We start from the raw sequence: 4,576 nt of genomic DNA on the forward strand, positions 1-4,576 counted from the left end.
CTCCACGAAACCCGGGGCGATTCACTCCGGGCGTTGCACCGGTGCCCCACCACTGGCACGTCGGCGAGAACGACACCGATGAGGAGATCACCGAGAAGCTCAAGCGCCAGGGAGTCCGGCTCGGCCGCGGTGGAATCGCTCCGGCGGTGTTCTGGCCGGCACTGATCGTGATCGTCGCGGTGAGCGCTCTCGCCGTCGCGTTCCCCGACCAGACGAGCGAAGTCTTCACCGATGTCCAGAACTGGATCGTCTCGAACCTGGGCTGGTACTACATGCTGATCATCGCGTGTTTCGTGGTGTTCGCGGTCGCGCTGTGCTTCTCCAGGCTCGGCCGCATCCGGCTGGGCAGACCCGATGAGGCTCCCGAGTTCGGCAGGGTGAGCTGGTTCTGCATGCTGTTCGCCGCCGGCATGGGCATCGGACTGGTCTTCTACGGCGTCGGTGAGCCACTCACATATGCGACCGTGCAACCGAAACCCGGCTGGAGCGGTAGCCAGGAGGACATCGCCGGTCTGGCGATGGCCCAGACATTCATTCACTGGGGTCTGCACCCGTGGGCGGTGTACGCGGTGATCGGGCTCGCGCTGGCATACGCGATCCACCGCCGCGGGCGACCGGTGTCGATCCGGTGGGCGCTCGAACCGCTGCTCGGCGATCGGGTGAAGGGCTGGGCAGGCGACCTCATCGACATTCTCGCCATCTTCGGCACGGTCTTCGGCGTCGCCACGTCGCTGGGGCTCGGCGTGCAGCAGATCTCAGCGGGCATGCAGTCGATCGGCGTCATCGACTCCGTCGACAACACCCTCCTGGTGATCCTCATCGTCGCCATCACCTTCCTGGCGACCCTGTCGGTGGTGAGCGGTCTGGGCACCGGAATCAAGTGGTTGTCGAACATCAACCTGTCGATCGCCGGACTGCTGGTGATCGCGATGCTGCTGATCGGTCCCACTCTCTTTCTTCTGCGCAACTTCGTGCAGTCGATCGGCGTCTACTTCGCCAACCTGTTCAACATGACGCTCGACGTCGGAGCCTTCCAGGGCCAGGAGGCACAGGACTGGCTCAGCGACTGGACGATCTTCTATTGGGGCTGGTGGATCGCCTGGGCGCCTTTCGTCGGCGTGTTCATCGCCCGGATCTCGCGCGGGCGGACAGTGCGCGAGTTCATCGCCGGATGCCTGATCGTGCCGACTCTGGTCGGATTCGTCTGGTTCTCGGTGCTCGGTGGTACGGGCCTGCACCGGCAGTTCTTCGGCGAGGGTGACCTGGTGGAGGACGGCAAGGTCTCGCCCGAGGGATCGCTGTTCCACGTGCTGTCGGACATGCCGCTCGGCACGGTCTTCTCGATCCTCGGGATCGTCCTGGTGGCCGTCTTCTTCATCACCTCCTCCGATTCCGGCTCACTGGTCGTCGACATGCTCGCCTCGGGCGGCCACCCCAATCCGCCGGTGTGGTCCCGCGTGCTCTGGGCGTCGCTCGAGGGCGTCGTCGCGATCGCTCTCCTGCTCGCGGGCGGACTGCGGTCGCTGCAGGCCGCGTCGCTGGCCACGGCCCTGCCGTTCAGCGTGATCCTCGCGATGATGTGCTTTGCGACCGTGCGGGGTCTGCGATTCGAGCACGACAAACTGCGGCGGGCCGCTCAGGCACAGCGGTTGGAGGCCGCGACGTCGCACATCGCGGGCGAGGTCTTCAGCACGATGCCGGACGAGCCGGCCCTGCGCGATTATGTCGACGACCGCATCGACTACCGCCTGAGCCGGACCCGGGGCGGGTGGCGACCCGAGCGTTTCGGCCCGAAGCACCGCGAGTAGACCGTACTGGGCCTTCGGGCGATCTATGGCCCGATCGTGTACTGCAGGTAGACGCAGCCGATCCAGCGGTCGAACTTGCGCCCGACACCGGGTGTGCGACCCACTTCGACGAAACCGACCTTCGTGTGCAGCGCGATCGAGTCCGGAACGTCCTCGGAGACCACGGCCATGATGGTGCGCGTCACCGCCGGGTCCGCCGCGTTGATCAACGCGCGCAGCAGGTGCTTGCCCGTCCCCCGGCCCGCCGCCTCGGGCCGAAGGTAGATGCTGTCCTCGGCGGTCCAACTCCAGCCCGCCTTTCCCCGATACACGCCGAGACAGGCGTAACCGACCACCTCGCCGGGTGCGCCGGCCACGAGGAACGGGCGTCCCGCGGCAACACTCGTCTCGAGTCTGGTCCGCCACTGCGCGACGGAGGGCGCCTCGAGGTCGAACGTCGCAGTGGAGTTCTCGACGTAATATCGGTAGATGTCGGCAACGGCCTCGCAGTCGTCGGACGTCGCCGGGCGAACGGTCAGCATGTGCTGATCTTGCCGCACCGCCGGGCAACTACGCTCGACTGGTGGGCGATAACGAGTCAGAACCTATCGAGGTCCACGAGGAGGACGTCGAGGACCTCGGAGCCGACCGCCTCAAGACGGGGCTGAAGCCACGCCACCTCGTGATGATGAGCCTCGGATCCGCCATCGGCGCGGGGCTGTTCGTCGGGTCCGGAGAAGGCATCGCGCTCGCCGGACCCGCGGCACTCGTCTCGTACGCCATCGTCGGCGTCATCATCGTCTCGGTGATGCGGATGCTGGGCGAACTCGCGGCGGCCGATCCGAATCCCGGCGCGTTCTCCTACTACGTCGGCAAAGCTCTCGGGCCCGGAGCCGGCTTCATGATGGGCTGGCTGTGGTGGGTCCAGATGACAATCGTGGTCGCAGCCGAGTCGCTCGCCGCGGCGGAAGGACTCAACGCACTCGTCGGTCTGCTACCCGTCTGGGCGTGGGCGCTGGTGTTCATGACTGTATTCAGCGTGCTCAATCTGACCGGAGTGTCGAACTTCGGCGAGCTCGAATTCTGGCTGTCGTTGATCAAGGTGACGTTCATCGTGCTCTTCCTGGTGATCGGAGCGGCCTACCTCTTCGGCTGGATGTCCGAGCCGTCTCCTGGACTCGCCAACGCGGGCGACTTCCTCCCGCACGGCATCGGCGGTGTCACGGCCGCACTTCTGGTGATCGCGTTCGCCTTCGGCGGAATCGAGATCATCGCCGTCGCCGCCGCGGAGACCGACGATCCCGGTCCGAGCGTCACGAAAGCGATCCGGACCATCGTCTGGCGCATCCTGGTCTTCTACGTGGGATCGGTCGCGGTGATCATGCTCGTCCTGCCGGCAGACGACCCGCGCATCCGCGAATCGCCGTTCGTCGGCGTGCTCGAGCAGACCGGCCTTCCGGCGGTCGCCGCCACGATGGGCGCCATCATCGTCGTCGCGCTGCTGTCGTCGATGAACGTCAACCTCTACGGCGCGTCGCGGATGCTGTTCTCCCTGTCGGTGCGACGGATGGCGCCGCGGTCGGCGCGGCGGGTCTCCTCCCGTGCGGTTCCCGTCCCCGCGCTGCTCGCCAGCACCGTGTTCGGCTTCCTCGCAGTGCCCGCGACCTACTTCTGGGGCGACCAGGTTCTCGATCGTCTCCTATCGGTGGTCGGCTCGACGCTGCTCGTCACGTGGCTCGCGATCACCTGCGCCCAGATCGTGCTGCGCAGACGCGCCGAGCGCGACGGAACGCCGCTGCCGCTGAAGATGTGGGGGTATCCATACCTGTCGTGGCTCACGCTGATAGCTCTGGTCGCTATCACGGTGCTGGCGATCGTGACCCCGTCGGTTCGCGGTCAGGTGATCTCGACCGCCGTTCTGGTGACCGTTCTCTGGACTGCGGGAGCAGTCACTTATCGTCGTCGTTCGACGCAACCGAGTCGGCGAGCGCGGGGTGCACGGTAGGCTGCGTCGGCTCTTTGTACTCCGCGTCGACGAGCATCGGCTCGGGATCGAGCCGCGTGAGGCCGTTCCAGCACAGATTCACCAGATGCGCGGCCACGACCTCCTTCTCCGGCTGCCGGACGTCGAGCCACCACTGTGCGGTCACTGAGACCATGCCCACCAGCGCCTGCGCGTAGAGAGGCGCCAGCGCGGGATCGAATCCGCGCCGCTCGAAGTCCCCGGCGAGAATGTGTTCCACCTGGCTGATCGCGTCGTTCAGCAGGCTCGAATAGCGAGTGTCCTCGCCCCCGCTGGTCGACTCTCCTCGGACCAGGATGCGGAACCCGTCGGTCCGCTCCTCCATGTAGGTCAGCAGCGCCAGCGCGACCTGCTGAATCCGGTACAGCGACCGATTCTTCGTGAGCGAGGACGTGACCATTTCCAGCAGGGTCTCCATCTCGCGGTCGACGACGACGGCGTAGAGACCTTCCTTGCCGCCGAAATGCTCGTAGACGATGGGCTTCGACACACCGGCACGCTGAGCGATCTCCTCGATCGACGTTCCCTCGAAGCCACGTTCGGCGAACAGCCCCCGCGCCACCTCGATGAGCTGCAGTCGACGCTGAGCCCCGGTCATCCGGGCCCGGGGTGCCTTCGTGACGACTTCTGCTCCGCTCTCCGCGGGCCTGCTGATGGCCATGCCACCAATGGTAGTGCCGGCCTCAGACTCCGAAAGCCACCGAGCACGGAGAGAGGGAGTCACGCTGTGCCCGGTTCCCCGAGGTTTGTCGAGTAGGCGGGTGAG

4 protein-coding genes are annotated in these 4,576 nt (G+C 66.2%); 2 read left to right on the plus strand and 2 right to left on the minus strand.

Going from position 1 to position 4,576, the window contains the following annotated elements:
- On the plus strand, positions 1-1,808 hold a 1,808-nt coding region (locus Y710_RS18215; RefSeq protein WP_062368118.1), incomplete at its 5' end, for a BCCT family transporter.
- Positions 1,809-1,831: 23 nt separating this feature from the next.
- Here Y710_RS18215 and Y710_RS18220 read toward each other — a convergent pair.
- On the minus strand, positions 1,832-2,329 hold the full coding sequence (locus tag Y710_RS18220) for a GNAT family N-acetyltransferase (RefSeq protein ID WP_062368117.1): 498 nt from the start codon (positions 2,327-2,329) through the stop codon (positions 1,832-1,834).
- A 41-nt stretch (positions 2,330-2,370) separates the two neighbouring features.
- Between Y710_RS18220 and Y710_RS18225 the strand changes: the two genes are divergently transcribed.
- Positions 2,371-3,792 (plus strand): amino acid permease, encoded by a 1,422-nt coding sequence (locus Y710_RS18225; RefSeq protein WP_082781357.1) that lies wholly within the window; start codon positions 2,371-2,373, stop codon positions 3,790-3,792.
- Here the strand turns inward: Y710_RS18225 and Y710_RS18230 are convergent.
- Positions 3,737-4,471, minus strand: coding sequence for a TetR/AcrR family transcriptional regulator (locus Y710_RS18230; protein ID WP_045536949.1), 735 nt, complete (start codon positions 4,469-4,471; stop codon positions 3,737-3,739). The two genes, Y710_RS18225 and Y710_RS18230, sit on opposite strands and share 56 nt — an antisense overlap.
- Between the last annotated feature and the right edge of the window lie 105 nt (positions 4,472-4,576).

Origin of the sequence: Gordonia sp. QH-12 (assembly GCF_001578675.1) — a bacterium.
In the GTDB taxonomy this organism is placed as follows: Bacteria; Actinomycetota; Actinomycetes; order Mycobacteriales; family Mycobacteriaceae; genus Gordonia; species Gordonia sihwensis.

Coding starts and splice junctions, on each gene's coding strand:
- Y710_RS18220 (WP_062368117.1), bottom strand. CDS start 2,329: ATGCTGACCGTTCGCCCGGCGACGTCCGACGACTGCGAGGCCGTTGCC.
- Y710_RS18230 (WP_045536949.1), bottom strand. CDS start 4,471: ATGGCCATCAGCAGGCCCGCGGAGAGCGGAGCAGAAGTCGTCACGAAG.